The 19,864-nt window shown below is 61.0% G+C and carries 23 protein-coding genes; 6 read left to right on the forward strand and 17 right to left on the reverse strand.

Annotation, left to right across the window (positions count from 1 at the left end):
* Positions 1 to 59 precede the first annotated feature (59 nt).
* Complete coding sequence (locus AACY08_RS16225) at positions 60 to 1,064, forward strand: sulfate ABC transporter substrate-binding protein (protein WP_339414700.1); 1,005 nt, start codon at positions 60 to 62, stop codon at positions 1,062 to 1,064.
* A 39-nt stretch (positions 1,065 to 1,103) separates the two neighbouring features.
* Here AACY08_RS16225 and AACY08_RS16230 read toward each other — a convergent pair whose 3' ends face one another.
* Both AACY08_RS16230 and AACY08_RS16235 read right to left on the reverse strand, forming a co-directional pair.
* On the reverse strand, positions 1,104 to 2,471 hold the full coding sequence (locus tag AACY08_RS16230; RefSeq protein WP_339470371.1) for a hypothetical protein: 1,368 nt from the start codon (positions 2,469 to 2,471) through the stop codon (positions 1,104 to 1,106).
* Between the two features lie 125 nt (positions 2,472 to 2,596).
* Complete coding sequence (locus AACY08_RS16235; protein WP_339436670.1) at positions 2,597 to 3,211, reverse strand: DUF5666 domain-containing protein; 615 nt, start codon at positions 3,209 to 3,211, stop codon at positions 2,597 to 2,599.
* 175 nt (positions 3,212 to 3,386) lie between these two features.
* On the opposite strand from AACY08_RS16235, the gene AACY08_RS16240 reads away from it, so the two are divergent.
* Complete coding sequence (locus AACY08_RS16240; RefSeq protein WP_339470372.1) at positions 3,387 to 4,583, forward strand: MFS transporter; 1,197 nt, start codon at positions 3,387 to 3,389, stop codon at positions 4,581 to 4,583.
* A 9-nt stretch (positions 4,584 to 4,592) separates the two neighbouring features.
* On the opposite strand, the gene AACY08_RS16245 is transcribed toward AACY08_RS16240, so the two are convergent.
* From AACY08_RS16245 to AACY08_RS16260, 4 genes are all read right to left on the reverse strand, one after another.
* Positions 4,593 to 6,095, reverse strand: coding sequence for a M10 family metallopeptidase C-terminal domain-containing protein (locus AACY08_RS16245; protein WP_339470373.1), 1,503 nt, complete (start codon positions 6,093 to 6,095; stop codon positions 4,593 to 4,595).
* Between the two features lie 305 nt (positions 6,096 to 6,400).
* A complete protein-coding gene (locus AACY08_RS16250; RefSeq protein ID WP_339470374.1) occupies positions 6,401 to 6,805 on the reverse strand; it encodes a type II toxin-antitoxin system HicB family antitoxin in 405 nt (134 codons plus the stop codon).
* Between the two features lie 11 nt (positions 6,806 to 6,816).
* A complete protein-coding gene (locus AACY08_RS16255; RefSeq protein ID WP_339414707.1) occupies positions 6,817 to 7,005 on the reverse strand; it encodes a type II toxin-antitoxin system HicA family toxin in 189 nt (62 codons plus the stop codon).
* Positions 7,006 to 7,115: 110 nt separating this feature from the next.
* Positions 7,116 to 8,237: a cytochrome P450 gene (locus AACY08_RS16260; RefSeq protein ID WP_339470375.1), complete on the reverse strand. Its 1,122-nt coding sequence runs from the start codon at positions 8,235 to 8,237 to the stop codon at positions 7,116 to 7,118.
* A 74-nt stretch (positions 8,238 to 8,311) separates the two neighbouring features.
* On the opposite strand from AACY08_RS16260, the gene AACY08_RS16265 reads away from it, so the two are divergent.
* Entirely contained in the window at positions 8,312 to 8,998 is a 687-nt protein-coding gene (locus AACY08_RS16265) for an ArsR/SmtB family transcription factor (protein WP_339470376.1), read from the forward strand.
* A 71-nt stretch (positions 8,999 to 9,069) separates the two neighbouring features.
* Here the strand turns inward: AACY08_RS16265 and phnN are convergent, their stop codons facing one another.
* On the reverse strand, positions 9,070 to 9,642 hold the full coding sequence (phnN, locus tag AACY08_RS16270; protein ID WP_339470378.1) for a phosphonate metabolism protein/1,5-bisphosphokinase (PRPP-forming) PhnN: 573 nt from the start codon (positions 9,640 to 9,642) through the stop codon (positions 9,070 to 9,072).
* Between the two features lie 396 nt (positions 9,643 to 10,038).
* Here phnN and AACY08_RS16275 point away from each other — a divergent pair, with 396 nt between their 5' ends.
* Entirely contained in the window at positions 10,039 to 10,188 is a 150-nt protein-coding gene (locus tag AACY08_RS16275; protein ID WP_339470381.1) for a DUF6124 family protein, read from the forward strand.
* A 175-nt stretch (positions 10,189 to 10,363) separates the two neighbouring features.
* Here AACY08_RS16275 and AACY08_RS16280 read toward each other — a convergent pair whose 3' ends face one another.
* From AACY08_RS16280 to ccmA, 10 genes are all read right to left on the reverse strand, one after another.
* The gene (locus AACY08_RS16280) at positions 10,364 to 10,759 is read right to left on the reverse strand and encodes a hypothetical protein (protein WP_339470383.1); all 396 of its coding nucleotides are present in this window, start codon (positions 10,757 to 10,759) and stop codon (positions 10,364 to 10,366) included.
* A gap of 16 nt (positions 10,760 to 10,775) precedes the next feature.
* Entirely contained in the window at positions 10,776 to 11,963 is a 1,188-nt protein-coding gene (gene ccmI / locus AACY08_RS16285; protein ID WP_339470385.1) for a c-type cytochrome biogenesis protein CcmI, read from the reverse strand.
* Positions 11,956 to 12,429: a cytochrome c-type biogenesis protein gene (locus AACY08_RS16290; RefSeq protein WP_043050428.1), complete on the reverse strand. Its 474-nt coding sequence runs from the start codon at positions 12,427 to 12,429 to the stop codon at positions 11,956 to 11,958. The genes ccmI and AACY08_RS16290 overlap by 8 nt, the downstream gene beginning before the upstream one ends.
* Positions 12,426 to 12,962: a DsbE family thiol:disulfide interchange protein gene (locus AACY08_RS16295; RefSeq protein WP_339414715.1), complete on the reverse strand. Its 537-nt coding sequence runs from the start codon at positions 12,960 to 12,962 to the stop codon at positions 12,426 to 12,428. The genes AACY08_RS16290 and AACY08_RS16295 overlap by 4 nt, the downstream gene beginning before the upstream one ends.
* Positions 12,959 to 14,947 carry a heme lyase CcmF/NrfE family subunit gene (locus AACY08_RS16300; protein ID WP_339436665.1) on the reverse strand — a complete coding sequence of 663 codons (1,989 nt, stop codon included), beginning with the start codon at positions 14,945 to 14,947 and terminating at the stop codon, positions 12,959 to 12,961. The genes AACY08_RS16295 and AACY08_RS16300 overlap by 4 nt, the downstream gene beginning before the upstream one ends.
* Before the next feature lie 3 nt (positions 14,948 to 14,950).
* The gene (gene ccmE / locus AACY08_RS16305) at positions 14,951 to 15,406 is read right to left on the reverse strand and encodes a cytochrome c maturation protein CcmE (protein ID WP_065872700.1); all 456 of its coding nucleotides are present in this window, start codon (positions 15,404 to 15,406) and stop codon (positions 14,951 to 14,953) included.
* On the reverse strand, positions 15,403 to 15,579 hold the full coding sequence (ccmD, locus tag AACY08_RS16310) for a heme exporter protein CcmD (protein ID WP_049709263.1): 177 nt from the start codon (positions 15,577 to 15,579) through the stop codon (positions 15,403 to 15,405). Before ccmD ends, ccmE begins: the two co-directional genes overlap by 4 nt.
* On the reverse strand, positions 15,576 to 16,331 hold the full coding sequence (locus AACY08_RS16315) for a heme ABC transporter permease (RefSeq protein WP_339470388.1): 756 nt from the start codon (positions 16,329 to 16,331) through the stop codon (positions 15,576 to 15,578). The genes ccmD and AACY08_RS16315 overlap by 4 nt, the downstream gene beginning before the upstream one ends.
* 86 nt (positions 16,332 to 16,417) lie before the next feature.
* Entirely contained in the window at positions 16,418 to 17,086 is a 669-nt protein-coding gene (gene ccmB, locus AACY08_RS16320) for a heme exporter protein CcmB (RefSeq protein WP_339414719.1), read from the reverse strand.
* Positions 17,083 to 17,718 carry a cytochrome c biogenesis heme-transporting ATPase CcmA gene (ccmA, locus tag AACY08_RS16325; RefSeq protein WP_339470390.1) on the reverse strand — a complete coding sequence of 212 codons (636 nt, stop codon included), beginning with the start codon at positions 17,716 to 17,718 and terminating at the stop codon, positions 17,083 to 17,085. Before ccmA ends, ccmB begins: the two co-directional genes overlap by 4 nt.
* A 200-nt stretch (positions 17,719 to 17,918) precedes the next feature.
* On the opposite strand from ccmA, the gene fliK reads away from it, so the two are divergent.
* Together fliK and AACY08_RS16335 are read left to right on the forward strand one after the other, a co-directional pair.
* Entirely contained in the window at positions 17,919 to 19,496 is a 1,578-nt protein-coding gene (fliK, locus tag AACY08_RS16330) for a flagellar hook-length control protein FliK (protein ID WP_339470391.1), read from the forward strand.
* Complete coding sequence (locus tag AACY08_RS16335) at positions 19,493 to 19,822, forward strand: EscU/YscU/HrcU family type III secretion system export apparatus switch protein (protein WP_033901402.1); 330 nt, start codon at positions 19,493 to 19,495, stop codon at positions 19,820 to 19,822. Before fliK ends, AACY08_RS16335 begins: the two co-directional genes overlap by 4 nt.
* The last annotated feature ends 42 nt before the right edge of the window (positions 19,823 to 19,864 follow it).

The following is a 19,864-nucleotide window of genomic DNA, read 5'->3' on the forward strand; positions in this document are numbered from 1 at the left end:
GTCACTGGCAAAATGCCCTCACGCACACAGCAACCTTCTCGAACAACAAGGAATGAGCAGTGAAAAAACTCGTTAGCGCCTCTCTTCTGGCCGCCGGTCTTGTCCTGGCGGGCGCCGCACAGGCTGCCCCGGTCACACTGCTCAACGTCTCCTACGACGTGATGCGCGATTTCTACAAGGACTACAACGCCGCCTTTCAGAAACATTGGGAAGCCGAGCACCCAAACGACAAGCTGACCCTGCAGATGTCCTTCGGCGGTTCCAGCAAACAAGCGCGCTCGGTCATCGACGGCCTGCCGGCTGACGTAATCACCATGAACATGGCCACCGACATCAACGCCCTGGCAGACAACGGCAAATGGGTGCCGGACAACTGGGTCACCCGCCTGCCGAACAACAGCGCACCGTTCACCTCCGCCACTGTATTCATCGTGCGCAAAGGCAACCCGAAAGCCCTGAAAGACTGGCCGGATCTGCTCAAGGACGGCGTGCAAGTGATCGTGCCCAACCCGAAAACATCGGGTAACGGCCGCTACACCTATCTGTCGGCCTGGGGTTATGTGCTGAAAAACGGCGGTGATGAAGAGAAGGCCAAGGCCTTCGTCGGCAAACTGTTCAAACAGGCGCCTGTGCTGGACACCGGGGGCCGTGCTGCTACCACGACCTTCATGACCAACCAGATCGGCGACGTGCTGGTGACCTTCGAGAACGAAGCTGAAATGATCGCCCGTGAATTCGGTCGTGATCAGTTCGAAGTGATCTACCCAAGCGTCTCTGCCGAAGCTGAGCCGCCGGTGTCGGTGGTCGACAAGGTGGTCGAGAAGAAAGGCACCCGCGTGGCTGCCGAAGACTACTTGAAGTACCTGTGGTCGCCGGAGGGCCAGGAAATCGCGGCGAACAATTACCTGCGCCCACGTGATCCGAAAGTGCTGGCCAAATACACCGACCGCTTCCCGACAGTTGACTTCCTGTCGGTGGAGAAGACCTTTGGTGACTGGCGCACCGTGCAGAAGACTCACTTTAATGATGGTGGGGTGTTTGACCAGATATATTCCGGTCAATAAGCCCTGGCTCAAAAGCCCCTGATTTCAGGGGCTTTTGCTTTATGCAGGGATACACCACACACCCTCACTGCCTGTACCCTTCCTGGGAAACGGCGCATCGACTTCAAACCCAGCCCCCTTCAACCGCAGTCGCCCGGCCGGACCATTTGGGAACTCACTCGCGGCGATGGGCACCACCACAAAGCCACTCTTCTCACCGCAGGCCTCGCTGACGGCCAGTGCTACCGTGGCACGATCAAACGTGACACGACCTTTTGATGGTGAGAACTGTGCCGAGAAATCCACGAGCATCTCGTCGGGCGCCTCTTCAACCTGATAGCTGCCGCTCATGCTGATAGACCCGGCCACAGCGCTCATGGGGACCATGAGGCGTACCGTGTCGGGGTGGTTCAACTGTGCAATGACAGGATCAATGACCTGCGCCAGGTGCCGATTGCGCTCGCTAATCTCCTCGGCGATCCGTCGATTCAGCGCTGCATCCGGCACATCGACGCTCTGCCTCACGTTCGCCAGCAAACGTTGGACGGGAGTTTGCCCCTCGATGATTGACTGCCACCCATTGGCGTCCAGACGGTCCAGGATATAAATGGCCAATGCGCCCAACGCGTAGCTTTCGCCATCCAGAGACAAGGCTGCAGCGCTCGGGAAGCGTGCCATCACGCCTTGCGCCCAGGCCTCAGGCTCATCTGCAGCAACACTCGCAAAAGTCCGAGCAAGCCCTTCTATGTATTCGGCGGTGCCTTCGAGAATGTCGTAGTAGCGAATTTCCTGAGCCTCCAGGGCAAACTCGGTCTGCCAACGGTCATGCCAATAGCGCGCCTTGCCCAACGCCTGGGGATCACCTTGCAGCGACGCATGTAAGGCGTTGATCACGTGTTGCCGGTACTGCCTGGGCTGGGCCTGAAGAGGATAGCGCCCGGCGCGCGAGCCCGAAATCAATTGCCAACCGGCCTGGCCAAAGAAATGAAAGGCTTCATGGGTTGCCAGTGCAAACAATGCTGGTACTGCGCCGGGGTTGTTGAGTATGTTGCGCGCTTCAACCTCCGGCAAGGTTTTACCCAGGCCCATATAGACGGTGGGTTGCCCTTCCCACAGCAGTTCCTTGAAGGATTTGTAATCCGACGAAAAACCAAGCGCGTGTACAGGTCCCGCCGCAATCGCCCGATAACCGTTTGCATCGATCAACCAGGCCGAAACGCCGTCGTACACCAGAATCTGCGCTTGGGCATAAAATCCGGTCTGGCCTTTCAGGCGCTCCATTGTCGCCAGCCTCGGCCAGGCGGATGCGGTAGCCGCGGCCATCCGCTCGACGTAAACCGTGTGAGTGATCGTTTCGAGCTGTTTTTCAGCGGCGACTGTGATGACCGGTATGAGCAGGCAAAGCATCAACATCTGGATAATCCGCATAGTGAGGTTCCTGTCTTGATTCAGCCTGCGAGCGTGCATGCGTCGAATCTACGACAGGCAGCCCCTGCGGCCTTGCCAGACAAGTCCTGTAACTGCGTCGGAACCAGCCTATATGAAAAAGCCAACTACATAGGGGGTGTTACGCCATCTTTGCCGGCCGAGATGGCCTGGGCAGTGACCGTCCCATCCGCCCCCTGCGCCGCAAACAACACCACCTTCACCCCCGCCTTGAGCAAGCTGCGATCGCCTGCTTCCAGGTTGACGATCGGCACACCCTCCGGCACCACGATCTTCTTCTCGCCGCCTTTGTACTTCACGGTCAGGGTACGGCCGTTGCTGACCACCAAGTCGCCAACGGTACCGTTGGTCATGCTGCTGCCTTCTTTCAAATCAAACGCGCGGTGCCCGTCGCCCGTACCGGCCATGGCCGGTGGGAACACATGCACTTCAAGCGCAGTCAACGTGCCATCAGCATTGGGCATGGCCGCCGAACCGATGTAACTGCCAGGCTTGATCTCGTCGATCCTGGCCAGGGTGACGGCGCGTACCTGAGTGGCCTGTGTCAAATGCACCGTGACGTCTTCGCCGCTGTTGACCTTGACGTGCATCGTATCGCCGTCTATGGCGGTGATGGCGCCGCGCACGCCCACGCGCGGGGCCTCGGCAGCCTGGGCCAGCCCTACGGCCATAGCGGCGGCCAGCGTGGAAGCCAGGAGCATCTTGTTCAACGTGATCTTCATCGCAATGGATTTCCTGTTTCGGCGGTTGTTTCTGAATGTATCATTCCCCTTCGCACAGAAAGTTAACGATTCACTCATCATTACCGAGCATGAGTGTTATCACTGCCACCAGCCTACCCAGGCTACGGTGTTGTCTTTAGGCTCGCTCCACTTCCTTCGCTGTTATGAGAACACCATGAACGCTACTTCCCACGCTAAAAGCACCATGACCCGGAGCATGGTGATGCTGTTTGCGTTTTGCTGCGGCGCCATCGTCGCCAACATCTACTACGCGCAACCGATCATCGAACTGATCGCGCCGGACATCGGCCTCACGCCTGCCATGGCCAGCCTGATCGTATCGCTGACGCAAATCGGCTACGCCCTTGGCTTGTTTTTCCTGGTGCCCCTGGGCGACCTGCTGGAAAACCGCAAGCTGATGATCGCCACTACCGTGCTCGCTATCGCCAGCCTGCTGGGGGCAGCGTACACCGAACAACCCAACCTGTTTTTGCTGGTGTCGCTGCTGATCGGCTTCAGTTCGGTGTCGGTGCAGATCCTGATCCCGCTGGCCGCGCACCTGGCGCCCGCCGAGTCCCGTGGCCGTGTAGTCGGCAGCATCATGGGTGGCCTGTTGCTGGGTATCCTGCTGGCCCGACCGGTGTCCAGCGTGGTCGCGGATCACTTTGGCTGGCGCGCAATGTTCATGGCGGCGGCCGCGTTGATGGCATTTATCAGCGTGGTGCTGATGCTGACCATTCCTAAACGTCAGCCGGATCACTCCGCCAGCTATGGCCAATTGCTGGGTTCTTTGGGCACCTTGCTGCGTCAGCAACCGGTACTGCGCCAACGGGCGTTCTACCAGGGCTGCATGTTCGCCACCTTCAGCCTGTTCTGGACCGCCGCCCCACTGGAGCTGGCACGCAACCACGGCCTGAGCCAAAGTCAAATCGCGCTGTTTGCCTTGGTCGGTGCCCTGGGTGCCATCGCCGCGCCTATCGCAGGTCGCCTGGCCGACGCCGGCCATACCCACCGTGCTTCGTTGCTGGCCATGCTGTTTGCCGCGCTGAGCTTCCTGCCAGCCTTCGTACATCCGTTGTACAGCGTCATCGGCCTGGCCGTGACCGGCGTGGTCCTGGACTTCTGCGTGCAGATGAACATGGTGCTTGGCCAACGCGCCATCTACGCCCTCGACGCCAACAGCCGCAGCCGACTGAACGCGCTGTACATGACCAGCATCTTCATCGGCGGCGCCTTCGGCTCGGCGATTGCCAGCAGCGTGTATGAACACGGCGGCTGGCTGGGCGTGATGCTGGTGGGCAGCGCGTTTGCGCTGCTGGCGCTGTTGCGGTTCCTCAGCGCTTCGCGTCAGGCCACGGCCGCCATCGCTTGAGTGACGGATTTAAGGCTGGTTTTTCCCCGCGGATGCCTGGCCGGACGGCGACCTTATCAGGCTTATCAACTGCGCGAAAAACGCTAACAGGGTGATGGCAAACATTTGGATCAAGCCTGAGGCGCCTTCCAGTGTCTTATCCTGCAACGAGGTGGGTGCAGGGGCAGGCGTCGGCGTAGGTAAAGGCTGGACTTTAGGTGTCTCGCCGCCCCCCTGCACGTCGCCTGACTTGATCTCCCCTTTGCTCTTGACTACCAGGTCCGCGTTGCCCGTGCCTTTCAGGTCAATAGCCAGGCTTGAGAGGCCGGTACTGGGGTCATGCTTGAGCATCGCCTCACCCGCTCGCCCGGTGAACCGGTCAGTAAAAACCAGCCCCCCCACACCCGCGTCCTTCATGGCGCCCGAAACGTCGATCTTATCGGTGCCGCTGGTGAAGTCCTCGATCATGTCTGGGTCGGATGGCGTGGAGTCGCCGGCCTTGTCGTAGACAAAGGTGTCTGCGCCGCCACCGCCTCTCAGGGTGTCGCCCTTCCCACCCCCCTTGAGCCGATTACCGGCTTCATTCCCCGATATCGTGTCCCCGCCAGAGCCGCCAATCGCGTGTTCAATCGTGCAGCCCTTGGCAATGGACACATTGCCCTTCAACCCACCTATGTCAGAAAACGATTCGGCATTCAGGTTGATGTTCTGGTCCTGGGAAAACCCGGAGAAATCCAGCGTGTCGACACCACCACCGTCCCAGACACAGAACACGGGTTTGTCCGTGGCCCTATTGAGACTCATCGCCTCCCGCTCGGTATTGGAATTGAAGCCATAGGTGGTGTCGGTGTTACGGGCTTGGTGGTTGGCCCCGTACAAGCGTTGCGCCGCCGCGATATCGTCCATCATCGGCGCAGAGGGGTTCTGCCCCTTGAAGTCGTGCCCCTTCTGATTCTTCTCCGACCAATAACTCATCACCGTGCGCGCCTTTGTGTCCTCGGCGTAGACCGCGCCGTTCTGGTAATTGGAGCCACCACCGTTGTAGTTCCCCGGATGGTGCAGGCCAATGGCGTGGCCCACCTCATGGATCGCAGTGACCGAAAAGTGACTGCCCAATGCCGGTGACCCGCTCTCTCTAAGCGTGCCGATCGTGGCAGATGTGTTGGAAGTGGAGCGACCGGGAAATGTGGCAACCCCGCGATCACCGCGAGGGTTATTGCGGATATTGAGCGTGCCGTCCGAGTTGCCTGACTGCTCACGAAAATTAATATTGGCTACGTCCTGCCAGGACTGCACCGCCTGGCGGACGCGTTGCTGCTGTGGTTTAGTGAAACTGTTGTCCACCGTGTAATTCACGTCGACCTTCGAGTCGCCATTACGGTCATGAAATCGCAGGTTGTCCCGCGTGATGTGTTTGGCTGCCTGGTCCGTGGCGTAAGACGGCTTGCTTCCAGCCCCCGCACCAAACGGGCCGGGGTCCGATACCGGCAGGTTGTGAAGAGGAATAACTCTACGCAGTTCATAATTATTCATTGTGCGGCGCCTTTGGTTTGAATAAATAGGGCCGGTCAACGGATCGTCGGCCAACCACTCCAGAGGTAAATTCGCACGTTGAAAAATCTGATACCAACGCAGTTTTGATTCTAACCGCAACACCTGTAAGCCCCGAAACACAAGGCGATACACCCAGAGATTCCTTTGCAATTTAAACACTCAACAACACAAATGCCTGGGCGATATCGAGTTGTTTTTGCAAGAGAAAAACAAAATCTAAATAACCAATGCTTGCTCAAGTACGCCGTTTTTCCAGCGCTCAGGACACATCCATTAACCCTTCCTCAGGACCGCACCAGCTTCTCAAGCGCAGCATCTGCCAGGAAGGAAGAACGACTCTTGACCTTATGCTCACGCACATACCGGTCGATGCGCTGGATGACATAACCTGGCAAAGTCACATTGACCTTTTCGGTCTTGCCCAGATAGGGCGAGATGTCCAACTCCAACATCCCCCAGCCCATTCCGACGTAGTCGTCGTGCGCGTGATAGTTGGCCACCGACGTTGGCATCGGTATCGGCCCGCCCTCTGCGGCGATCTCCTGCAACAGGATGTGGGCCACTTCCACAGCGGCGTTGTAGGCCTCTTCAAAACGGTCCCCGGCGGTGACTGCACCTGGAATATCGGGGATCTGGACACCGGTGGCGGTGAAGTCATCGCCCCATTCGATACAGATTGGGTATTGCATGAATGCTCTCCTTAAAACTGAAACAAGCCTGCGCGTTTCCTGATGCTTGTGACGGTGCCCAGCGGCAGGTCCTTTTTCGGATGAGGTACTGGAATCGTGTACGGGTTATAGCGATGGGTAAAAATAGGATGACTGCCCGTGACCCGATCCAACACCCAACCTGCCTCTTGCAGTTCCTTGATCAATAACCGGCTTTGCACTTCAGCCTCGTTGGCTTGGCCTGAATAAATAACCCTAGAGTTATCTTTACTCAAGCACAAAATACGGAAGGCTGACTGGCGGTTGTTTTGCGGGATGTTGAAAGCCAGCTTTACGAGCTAACCGGCGCGGCGTTGAACCTGGGGATACGGCCATTGAGGGACGGCCAGTAGCCTTGCTGGCAAGCGTGCTCGAGCACGGCCGGCTGACGACGCAGCAATTGCACAATGGCCTGCGCGGCAATAGTCAGCGCGAGCGTCTGGCCTGGGCACTGGTGGCGCCCCAAGCCAAAACTGAACAGCCGTCGCTGCGGGCGTTCAAGCACAAAGCTATCGGGCTGCGAATGTGCATCGCTGTCGCGGTTGGCGGACGCCAACAGGACTAAAACAGTGTCCCCCGCCTCCAGTACCCAACGGCCAATCGTGCAGCGCCGTGCCACGAATCGCCGCGTGTTCTGCACGGGCGAGTCGAAGCGCGCCACTTCTTGCACCAGTGCGATCGCCAGTGTGGGCTCACGCTTAACCCGTTCAACCAAGTCAGGTCGTCGCGAAAGTAACACCAGCGAATTACCAATCAGGCCAGCGGTTGCTTCACAGGTCTGCGACAACAACCCAATCAGGTTGGCAGACATCACCTCGGCGTCTTTCCAATCGCCCGCGCGGATAGATGACAACAACACCGTTTGCTCAAGCACCCCGCTGAACATCTGCCGCAGCTGTGATGCCCCGGCATCGGCGTTGCGCAGTTGGGCTTCGTTGCTCAACGGCGACAGGCAGGCCACGAAGTCCCGCGTCAGGCCGGCAACGATCTGCAACTGCTCATCAGGCAAGCCCAGCAGACGTGCAACCACCGATACCGGCAAGGTGAACATCCACGCATCCAGATTGTTCATGCCGGCACTGAGCTGCTCCACGTCGAGGGCTATACGTTGCGCATCCAAAGCGGCCAACGCAGGCTCCATCACCGCTCTCGGGCAGCGATGGGCCACGCCTTCATTCATGCGCATCAGCCGAGCAAATACCTGGCCCGCCACTCGTTGTGCAATCGCGGGCGGAACCGGCTCATGCAGCGGGCGTACGCAGCAGTCAGGATGCGCCAAAACGGCCTCGACCGTCTTCGCGCAACTGGCTATCCACAGCCCGAGGTCGGCATCGAACAGCAGGCCGGCATTGCGCCGCAAGCGAGCGTAGTAATCATAAGGGTCAGCATGGGTCGCAGCTTGCAGCGGTGTCATTCGGCACGTCCTGTTCTAAAAGAATCGGTACTATCAGCCACCCCGCACGGTAACGATTCGCTCAGGAACGAAATATGAACGGCCACGACCCTGACGCCGCCCTCTCGCAAATCGCCGGCGCGATTGCAGAACCTGCGCGTACGAAAATGCTCTGCGCGTTGATGGACGGCCATGCGCGCACCAGCACCGAAATGGCAGTGATCGCTGAAGTGAGTACCTCCACCGCCAGCGCCCACTTGGCCAGGCTCAAGGACCAGGGCCTGATCATGTTGCACACCCAGGGGCGCCACCGTTACTACAGCCTGACAGGCCCGCACATCGCCCAGGCCATCGAAGGGTTGATGGTCATCAGCCGCCACAGCGCCAACGCCTTTGTGCCGAGCACACCCACCCGCTTGCAGTTCGCGCGCACCTGTTACGACCACATGGCCGGCACGCTGGCGGTGCAGCTACATGACCATTTCATCGCAGCGGGCTGGCTGATTGGCGAGGGTACTTACCAGCTCAGCCTGACAGGTGAAAAAGCCATGATCGACCTCGGGGTGGATGTCGTCGCACTGCGTTCACAGCGCCGGCATTTTGCCTGTGCCTGCCTGGACTGGAGCATGCGCCGTCCGCATTTGGCGGGAGCATTGGGTGCGGCATTGCTCCAAAGCGTGATCCGCCGGGAATGGGTGACACAGGACCTGGATACCCGGGCACTCGGCTTGACGCCCAAGGGACGAAAGGCACTGGCTAGCCGATTCGGAATAGAAACCTGAATGTAGTGAGCGGGCTGTCGGGTCACTACCAGCGATGTATCCGCAACATCTTCGCTGGCAAGCCAGCTCGGTCATGCGCATGCCGAATGGCCATGATCCAGGCAGCACAGCAAGCGCTCGACCGTATGCTCCAACGGGCCGGAGTTATCCAGCACGAACAACCCTGAGCCATTGCCGGCAATCAGTTCGGCAGTGAATTGCGCATTGCGCGCCAGGCGCGCTTCGATATCTGCCAGAGCTTCACGCCCCCGCGCGACCAACCGCTGGCGCAATATGGCTTGATCAACCGTCAGCAGCAACACCAGCAAGGTGGGATAGCGCTCACGGGTTTGCGCCAAGTGAGCACGGGAGCCGTTGACCAGTACGTCTTCGCCTGCGGCCAGCCAGTCGTCAATCTCCTTGGGAATGCCATAGCACAACCCATTCGCCTGCCAACTCAACGCAAACGCGCCCGCCGCTTCCAGCGCTGCAAATTGCGCCGGGCTAACACCTTTCGCGGCCTCGCCCACCGCTTCCGCCGAACGGGTGATGACGCGGCGCACGATGCGGCAACCGCGCTCGACCAAACGCGGTCGTGCGGCATCCAACAGGCTGTCCTTGCCCGAACCCGATGGTCCGATGAGATAGATCAACCTGCCTGCCATCAACACACCCTCTTTGCTGGTCGCCGGTCCCCGGTCAGTGGGCCGGCGGCGGCCACCTTACCCGAGTGCGACCCGTTCGCCATCTGGTATTTCGTTGTTATGACAGTAGCGCACTAGATGGAAGCGCTGAGCCATCGTTAGGACCTGCCCTACACAGATTTCGGGTTGCGTCCGATCAACCTCGCCGCTTCTCTTCGCTGGGCGCTGCAAAATCAGCGAACGGGTGTGGTAGCGAGATGGAGGGGCTCATTCATAGGAGCTTCGCCATGAAAAAAGTCACGCCTAACCCCGCGCCATCCACTTCGGGTGCCCCCCACCAAAAAAACACCCCCCAACGTAATCTTCACCGTCCGCCCCGGCCTCAGCACCGAAGCTGCTCTGAGTAATGCCAGCGAGGTGCTTGAATCGGCGACTGTCTGTGCGTACGACTGCGCCGAGCATCTGGAGGGCTCGGGCCGTAAACAGGTGTTGGCGGTGGTGCAGATGATCGAGATCGCGCAGTTATTGGTGGACGAGGCGCTGAATCGGGAGTGTCCCGTGGCCTGACGGCCTGAAATGATTGTTCCCATGCTCTGCGTGGGAATGCCGCCTGGGACGCTCTGCGTCCTTAAGTTGGCGTAGGGCTTGAGCCTTGCGCGAGGTGACGCAGAGCGTCACGGGATGCGTTACCACGCGGAGCGTGGGAGCGATCAAAAAAAGGCGACCCGAAGGTCGCCTGTTGTCATTGCGCGTAGTGCTTGCTCAACCCCGGCGGCACGCCCTGCACGTCGGTCTCTTCCCACGGCCCGTTCGGGCTGATGGAGCGGCTCCAGCCGTTGCTCCAGCGGTAATACGTGCGCTGGCGGTAGAAGGTGTCGGGCTGCTCTTCCAGCACATACACCTGCATCTTGCCGTCCCAGTGGCTGGCGGCGCCTGGAGGTGGTGCGAAGGTTGGCGATTGGGTTGGCACTGGCTTCGGCGGCGGGGTCACCGGACCGGAGGGTTTGGTGCCTGGCTGGGTAGACGGGCCCGACGGTGGGATGGTCGGGCCGGTAGGCGCAGGAGGTGGCCGGTGGACCGCACAAGCGCTCAGGCCCAATACCAGGCTGAGCAGGGTGATGCGTGCGAGTGCGGTCATAGGCGTTTCCTCAAGTTTACTTATCCGGACTGTCGATGGTCAGCTGCTGCAGCGCAGTGGTGCTGCTGCCCAGGGGTTGGCTGCGGCCGATCCACTCGCCAGCGGTCGGAAGACCTGCCCGGGATATGCGCGCAACCAGTTGGACTTCAGGGAAGTTCGACAGTTTCAACTGCGGCATCATCGCGTCGGCATCGCCCAGTTCGACGGTGATCGGCAGTTCGGCGACGGTGACGCGCTTGGCTGCCAACGGTGCCGGCGGACCTTTCACGGCGCGGGCGAAGATGAATACGCTGTCGGTTGGCAGCGCCTTGGCCTTCACCTCGGCGGACACGTCCACCCGGACTTTCATCACGGTTTTTTGAGGGGCGACGGTGCCGCCGCTCTCTTTCAGCTTCTCGGCCGCAAGGTCGATGCCGCCTTGCAGCGCCGCACGGGAATTGTCTCCCGGCGGCAGTTGCGCCAGCAGACGGTTCCAGTAATCGATCGCTTCCTGATAACGCTGGCCTTCAAACGCCGCGATACCCAGCAGGCCAAGGCTGGTGACTTCCTTCGGGTCAAGCTTCAACGCTTCGTCAGTTAGCGCCTGGACCTTCGGCGACCACTGTTTATTGTCGGCAAAGTACTGAGCCTGAGCCCACTGCCCGAGCAGTTCCGGCTGGCGGCCAGCCAACGCCACAGTGCGTTCGAAGACTTTGGCTGCATCGGCCGAGCGGTCCTGGGCCATGTAGGCGCGACCGAGGAAGTACAAGCCTTGCGCAGAGTCCGGCTGGGCGGCGGCGGCGCGTTCCAGGCGCTGGGTCATGTCTTCCATGGACACCGGCGGCTGGGAGAATTCGCGGGTCAGTTCGACCTTGTCGCTCGCGCCGTAATGCAGGTACAGCGCAACGCCCAGGACAGGCACCAATAAGGCGGCCAGAAATGGCAGCGGTTTGCCCAAACGCGATTCGCGAGGCTTTTCCACGCCTTCGGTGTCAGCCAGCAATTCGCGAGCAGCCTCGGCACGGCCGCTGTCGAGTTGCGCGGCATTCAGCACGCCTTCGTCCTGCTGCACTTGCAGCTCGGCGACGCGCTCCTGATACAGCGCCACGTTCAGCGCGGTGCGGTCCTCTTCACGCTGGGCACGGCGGCCACGCAACACAGGGATCAACAGGAAACTCAGGGCAATCAGTAGCAGCAAGCCGGCTGCGAGCCAGAAATCAATCATCAGTCTTGGTGTCCAGCAATTGGTCGAGACGTTTACGCTCTTCAGGGGACAGCGCGTCGGAACCATCGGTAGGCGCGGCGCGGCGGCGGCGCACGATCACGGCCATCACCACCACGCCGGCCAGCAACAGCCCGGCGGGGCCGAACCAGAGCAACGCGGTCTTGCCGGTAAGGGCCGGTTTGTAGCGCACGAAATCACCGTAGCGGTCGACCATGAAGTCGATGATCTGCTGGTCATCCTTGCCCTCCCCCAGCATGCGGAAGATCTCTCTGCGCAGGTCGGTGGCGATGGGCGCGTTGGAATCGGCGATGTCCTGGTTCTGGCATTTGGGGCAGCGCAGTTCCTTGGTGAGGTCGCGGAAACGCTCACGCTCGGCGTCGTTGGCGAATTCGTAGGTGTCGATGGCGGCGTGGGCCACGCCAGCCAATCCCAGCGCCAGAACAGCGGCGGCTAACAAGCGCTTCATGGCTTGGCCTCATCGACCAGCGCCTGGTACTTGGCGGCCAATTGTTCGCGCCAGACCACCTCATCGATCACACCCACGTATTTGTCGCGGATGACGCCCTTGGCATCGATGAAGAAGGTTTCCGGGGCACCGTACACGCCAAGGTTCAGGCCGAGGTTGCCGTCTTCATCACGGATATCCAACTGGTACGGGTTGTGGAACTCGGCCAGCCACTTCAAGGCCGCTGCGTTGTCGTCCTTGTAGTTGATGCCGTAGATCACCACGCCCTTCTCGGCCAGAGTGTTCAGCACCGGGTGTTCGACGCGGCACGAGATGCACCAGGTGCCCCACACGTTGACCAATGCCGGTTTGCCCAGCAGGTCGGCCTGGGTCAGGGTCTTGTCGCCCTGCACCGTCGGCAGGCTGAACGCGGGGAACGGTTTGCCGATCATTGCCGAGGGCAACTCGGCCGGGTCCAGGTACAAGCCGCGGTAAAGGAACACCGCCACCACCAAAAACAAAGCCAGCGGCACAACCATCAACCAACGCTTCATACCGCCGCTCCTTGCAGGCCGAGCGCTTCACGCACCCGGCTCTTGACCTTGACCCGATAACGCCGGTCCAGCGCGGCAAGCAAACCACCGAAACCGGTGAGCAAACCGCCGAACCAGATCCAGCGCACGAACGGTTTCACATGCACGCGCACCGCCCAGGCCCCCTCGCCCAGCGGTTCACCCAGTGCCACATAGAGGTCGCGGGTGAAACCGGCGTCGATCCCGGCTTCGGTCATCATCGAACTCTGCACGGTGTACAGGCGTTTTTCCGGGTGCAGCACGGCGATTTCCTTGCCGTTGCGGACGACGCGCACAGTGCCTTTGTCTGACGTGAAGTTCGGGCCTTCAAAGTGCTTAGCGCCTTCGAAGATGAAGTGGTAACCGGCCAGGTCCATCGACTCACCGGGCGCCAGGCGCAGGTCGCGCTCAGCGCTGTTCTGGCTGGAAAGCACCACGCCCAGGGCGCAGACGGCGATACCGATGTGGGCGATCTGCATGCCCCAGTAGCTGCGGGTGAGCGTCGGCAAGCCTTTGAGCAGGCCCTTGTGGCGGGTCTTGTCGAAGATGTCACGCACGCCGGCCAGCAATACCCAGGCAGCGAGCAGGAAGGTCGCGAGCACTGCCCAGTTGAAGTCGCCATAAGCGAAGCCGGCGATCACCGCCAAGGCCACGCTGCCGAGCAACACTGGCATCAGCATGCCGGCCAGCCATTTCACCGGTGTGTCTTTCCAGCGCACCAGCATGCCTACCGCCATCACCACCATCAACAGGCCCATCAAAGGGATAAACAGCGCGTTGAAGTACGGCGGGCCGACCGACAGTTTGGCGCCACTGAGGGCATCCAGCACCAGCGGATACAGAGTGCCGAGCAGGATCATCGACGCGGCCACCACCAGCACCAGGTTATTACCCAGCAGCAGCGTTTCCCGCGACCACAGGTTGAAGCCGACCTGGCTCTTGACCACCGGGGCGCGCAGGGCGAACAGCGTGAGTGAGCCGCCCACCACAAACAGCAGGAAGATCAGGATGAACACGCCGCGCTCCGGGTCGGACGCAAACGCGTGCACCGACGTCAGCACGCCCGAACGCACAAGGAATGTGCCGAGCAGGCTGAGGGAAAACGCCGCGATGGCCAGCAACACGGTCCAGCTCTTGAACACGCCACGCTTTTCGGTAACGGCCAGCGAGTGAATCAATGCCGTGCCGACCAGCCATGGCATGAAGGAGGCGTTTTCCACCGGGTCCCAGAACCACCAGCCGCCCCAGCCAAGTTCGTAGTAAGCCCACCACGAACCGAGGGTGATGCCGATGCCGAGAAACGCCCAGGCGACGATGGTCCACGGCCGCGACCAGCGCGCCCAGGCGGCATCGAGACGCCCGCCCAGCAAGGCGGCAATGGCGAAGGCGAAGGCCACGGAGAAACCCACGTAACCCATGTAAAGCATTGGCGGGTGCACGATCAGGCCGATGTCTTGCAGCAGCGGGTTGAGGTCATGCCCGTCCACCGGGATCTGCGGCAAGATGCGCGTAAAGGGGTTGGAGGTCATGATCAGGAACAGCAGGAAACCGATGCTGATCATGCCCATCACCGCCAGCACCCGCGCCAGCATCACTTGCGGCAGTTGGCGCGAGAACACCGACACGGCGAAGGTCCAGCCGCCGAGGATCAACGCCCACAGCAGCAACGAACCTTCGTGGGCGCCCCACACGGCGCTGAATTTGTAGTACCACGGCAGCGCGCTGTTGGAGTTATTGGCGACATAGGCGACGGAAAAGTCGTCGGTCATGAAGGCGTAGGTCAGGCAGCCAAACGCGAACAGCAGGAACGCGAACTGGCCCCAGGCGGCCGGCTGCGCCAGGCTCATCCACAGGCGGTCACCGCGCCAGGCGCCAAGCAATGGCACCACCGCCTGGACGATGGCAAAGCACAGGGCGAGGATCATCGCCAACTGACCCAGTTCCGGAATAAACAGTGCGGACGTCATGGCTCAGCCCTCCTTGGCAGGCATTGGCGCGGACTGGCCGCTGTCTTTCAACGCTTTGGTGACTTCTGGCGGCATGTATTTTTCGTCGTGTTTGGCCAGCACTTCATCGGCCACCACCACGCCGTCGGCGTTGAGCTTGCCCAGGGCGACAATGCCCTGGCCTTCGCGGAACAGGTCCGGGAGGATACCGCGGTAGGTGATGGTCACGGATTTGCTGAAGTCGGTGACCACGAAGGTCACGTCCAGGGAATCGCCGGAACGCTTCAAGGAACCCTTCTCCACCATGCCGCCAGCACGGATGCGCGTATCGACAGGCGCTTCACCGTTGGCAATCTGGGTCGGGGTGTAGAACAGGTTGATGTTCTGCTGCAGAGCGCTCAAGGCCAGGGCCACGGCAATGCCGACGCCAGCGAGGATGGCAAGGATGATCAACAGACGCTTTCTACGCAGCGGATTCACTTTTCGGTCTCCCGGCGCAAACGACGCGCCTCTTGTTGCAGGTAACGCTTGCGGGCCAGGATCGGCGCGGCGACGTTGAGGGCCAGCACTGCCAGGCAGATGCCATAGGCCGTCCAGACGTACAGGCCGTGGTGGCCCATGGCGATAAACTCGCTGAAAGAAGCAAAACTCATCCACGCGCTCCCAGGCTGCTTTGCACTTCGGCCTTGACCCAACGGGTGCGGGCTTCACGCTTGAGCACTTCTAGGCGCATGCGCATCAGCAGCACGGCGCCGAAGAAACAGTAGAACCCCAGCACCATCAGCAGCAGCGGCGCCCACATTTGCACAGGCATCGCCGGTTTTTCGGTGAGGGTGAAGGTGGCGCCCTGGTGCAGGGTGTTCCACCACTCCACCGAGTATTTGATGATCGGGATGTTGATCACACCAACAATCGCCAACACCGCGCAGGCCTTGGCGGCGCTGTCACGATTGCTGATCGCATTGCCCAGGGCAATCAGACCGAAGTACAGGAACAGCAAAATCAGCATGGACGTTAGTCGCGCATCCCACACCCACCACGAACCCCAGGTCGGCTTGCCCCAGATCGCGCCGGTGACCAGCGCCACGGCGGTCATCCACGCGCCGATGGGGGCAGCGCATTGCAGCGCGACGTCTGCGAGCTTCATCTTCCACACCAGGCCGACGATGCCGCACACCGCCAGCATCATGTAGCAGGACTGAGCCAGCATCGCGGCGGGAACGTGGATATAGATGATGCGAAAGCTGTTGCCTTGCTGATAGTCCGGCGGCGCGAAGGCCAGGCCCCAGACCAGGCCGATGCCGATCAGCAACACGGCGGCGATGCTCAACCACGGCAGCAGCTTGCCGCTGATGCCATAGAACCATTTGGGCGAGCCGAGCTTATGAAACCAGGTCCAGTTCATTGCTGTTTCCATCACGGTTGCTTCTTGTCGTGGCAAGAAGCGTAGGGTCTTTACTGACTGAACGTATAGCGTTCAGTCAGACCTCATTATTCGCCAACGCTAATCTTCAGGCCGGCCGCTATAGCAAAGGGTGTCAGGGTTACCGCCAGGGCGGTCAGGCTACCCAGCCACAAGAGATAACCGGTCGCCGGCATGCCCATGAGCGCGGCTTGCAACGCACCGCTGCCCAGGATCAGTACCGGGATATACAAAGGCAGAATCAACAAGGCCAGCAACAGGCCGCCGCGCTTCAAACCCACGGTCAACGCCGCGCCCACCGCCCCCAGCAAACTGAGGACCGGTGTACCGAGCAGCAGGCTCAGGAGCAGGATCGGCAGGCATTCGGTGGGCAGGCCCAGCATCATCGCCAGCAGCGGCGAGAGCAAGACAAGCGCCAGGCCGGAAAAAGCCCAGTGTGCCAGTACCTTGGCCAGTACCAGAAGTGGCAAGGGGTGCGACGAAAGGACCCACTGTTCCAGGGAACCGTCTTCGAAATCACTGCGAAACAGTCCGTCCAGCGAGAGCAGGACGGATAAAAGTGCGGCGACCCACACCAGCCCAGGGGACAAGGTTTGCAACAGTTTAATCTCGGGGCCGACCGCCAACGGGAACAACGCGATGACAATGGCGAAGAATACCAGCGGGTTGGCCAACTCGGCCGGGCGACGACACAGCAGCCGCGCTTCGCGGGCAACCAGCAGGGCGAATACGCTCATGCCGACCACCGCCCCAGGTCCAGGTCACGGTAACCGGCGGGCTTACGCGTGAGGGTATGGTGAGTGGTGAGGATGACCAGACCGCCCCGCTCGCAGTGCTGGGCCAGGTGTCCTTCCAACTGGGCGACGCCTTGCTTGTCGAGGGCGGTGAACGGCTCATCGAGGATCCACAACGGCGGGCCGGGCAGGTACAAACGCGCCAGGGCCACGCGGCGCTGTTGACCAGCGGACAGGGTGTGGCAGGGCACGTCTTCGAAACCCTTGAGACCCACAGCAGCCAGAGCCTGCCAAATGGCATCGCGCGAAGCAGGGTGATGCAGGGCGCTGAGCCAACTGAGGTTTTCTTCGGCGGTGAGCACGTCCTTGATGCCGGCGGCGTGGCCGATCCAGATCAGGTTGCGTGCCAGTTCGGTGCGTTGTTCGTTGAGGGGCTTGCCGTTGAGGCGTACCTCGCCGGCCGTCGGCTGCATCAGCCCGGCCAGCAGGCGCAGCAAACTGGTCTTGCCGCTGCCGTTGGGGCCACTGATCTGCACCATGTCGCCGCCCACCAGCCGCAGTTCGAGGTGCTCGAACAGCAGGCGCAGGTCGCGTTCACAGGAGAGCGCTACGGCTTCAAGAAGAGGGCTGGTCAAAAGATCGCGGGCCTTTACGGTTCAAGTCGGCGGTGCAGCGGCCGTTAAAGAGAAATGCACAATAACGGCTTCGGCGACCGATTTTAGAGAGCTGGATCAAATAGTTGTGAGGTTTTTAGCGCTCTCTTTGCAGACGGGCGGCATTATACATGTGATGCCCGACTCTAAAGAGGGCAATTTCCCCAGAGACGACGCGCGCGATGACCGGTGAGATCAACCTTCCTACGCTTCCACCTGCTACTGCGGCCGGGCCCAGCCCTGCGCCTGCGACCGGTGAATTGCTGAAACTGCTGGAGCCGCAGATCGGCCTGATCGACCCAGGGAAAACCGCAAACGCTGAAGTGATCGCCTTGAAACAAGGCGCAGACGCCTTTCAGTTGCTACTCAAATTGACCTTGGAAGGTGGCCGTCAGACCCTGGTGCAAGCCAGCAGCACCCAACCCTTGCCGCTGGGCAGCAATGTCGCGGTGAGCCAGACGCCCGCCGGCAACCTGACCCTCAGCCTGCAGCAGGCCTTGAGCGCGAATGTCGCCGCCCTCACCCGCATCGATACCCACCAGACGCCAGTGGGCACGCTGTTGCAGGCCAAGGTGCTGACCACCCAAATGCTGCCCCAAGGCACGGCGCAACCAGCGATTTACCGCTCACTGGTGACCGTGCTCAACAGCGCACTGACGGGCGCCACCCTGACCGTGGAAAGCCCGCAGCCGCTGCGCGTCGGCAGCCTGCTCAGTGCCGTGGTGCAGAACGCGCAGACCTTGAGCTTTGTGCCCTTGAGCGGGCTCAAGGATCAGTTGGCCGTCACGCAGCAACTGTCGACCCAACAAAGTCGCCAAGGCTCGCTGGATGCGGTGTTCACTGCGCTGCAAAACCTGCCGCGCGGCGACAGCACCTCCGCCGACCTGCGCGCCGCCGCCGACCGTTTGCTGGCCGCCTTGCCGGATTTGGCCCAGGTCAGCAACCCCAAGGTACTCGCGCAAGTCATCCAGAACAGCGGGGCGTTTCTTGAAGCCAAGCTGCTCGCCGGGCAAAACCCGCAAATTCCCCCGTTGGACATGAAAGGTGCCTTGCTGCGCCTGGTCGCGGACTTGTTGCCCGCCCTGCCCGCCAGCACCAACCTGAATGCCATCCTCGCCGCCAATACCCTGGCCCAGGTGCTGCCCAACTTTGTACGCAGCCCGCTGAACACCCTCGGCCAGGTCAGCGCCCGACAACTACCCGCTGGCTTCCCGCTGCCCGAACGCCTGATGGCCAAGCTGGAAGGCGAAGGCGACCTGGAAAACCTGCTGCGCCTGGCCGCCGGGGCGATTTCACGGTTGCAGAGCCATCAGCTGTCGAGCCTGGAGCAGACCGGCACCACCGCCGACGGTCGCCTGCAAACCACGTGGCAGTTGGAAATCCCTATGCGCACCCTGCAGGACATCGTGCCCTTGCAGGTCAAGTTCCAACGCGAAGAACCGGCGCCGGACAAAGACCAGCCCGAACGCAAAGACAAGAAGGACGCCAAACAGATGCTCTGGCGCGTCGAGTTGGCCTTCGATATGGAGCCACTGGGGCCGTTGCAGGTCCAGGCGCAATTGAGCCAGGGCAAACTGTCCAGCCAGCTGTGGGCGACCCGGCCATTCACCGCCAGCCTGATCGAAAGCCACTTGAGCAACCTGCGCGAACGCCTGGTGACCTCGGGCCTCAACGTCGGTGACCTCGATTGCCACCTCGGCACCCCGCCGCGCGGGCCCAAAACTGGACTGGAACAACGCTGGGTGGATGAGACCGCATGAAAAACCCTACGCCACCGCGCCAAGCGATTGCCCTGAAGTACGACGGCCAGCAAGCACCTACCCTGACGGCCAAGGGCGATGATGCCCTGGCCGAAGCGATCCTGAAGTTGGCGCGTGAAAATGAAGTGCCCATCTATGAAAACGCCGAGCTGGTGAAGCTGCTGGCGCGGATGGAGCTGGGAGACAGCATTCCGGAGGAGTTGTACCGCACAATTGCCGAGATCATTGCGTTTGCATGGACGTTGAAGGGCAAGTTTCCGGTGGGGTATGACCCGCATGCCGCGCCAGTGGAACGCGACGTGACCGAACGCGGGGATGACTACTGAGTTCTCCCGGACACACACAGCTCCCACATTGGCTCTGTATTG

Source organism: Pseudomonas sp. EL_65y_Pfl1_R83 (assembly GCF_963970695.1).
Lineage (GTDB): Bacteria > Pseudomonadota > Gammaproteobacteria > Pseudomonadales > Pseudomonadaceae > Aquipseudomonas > Aquipseudomonas tritici.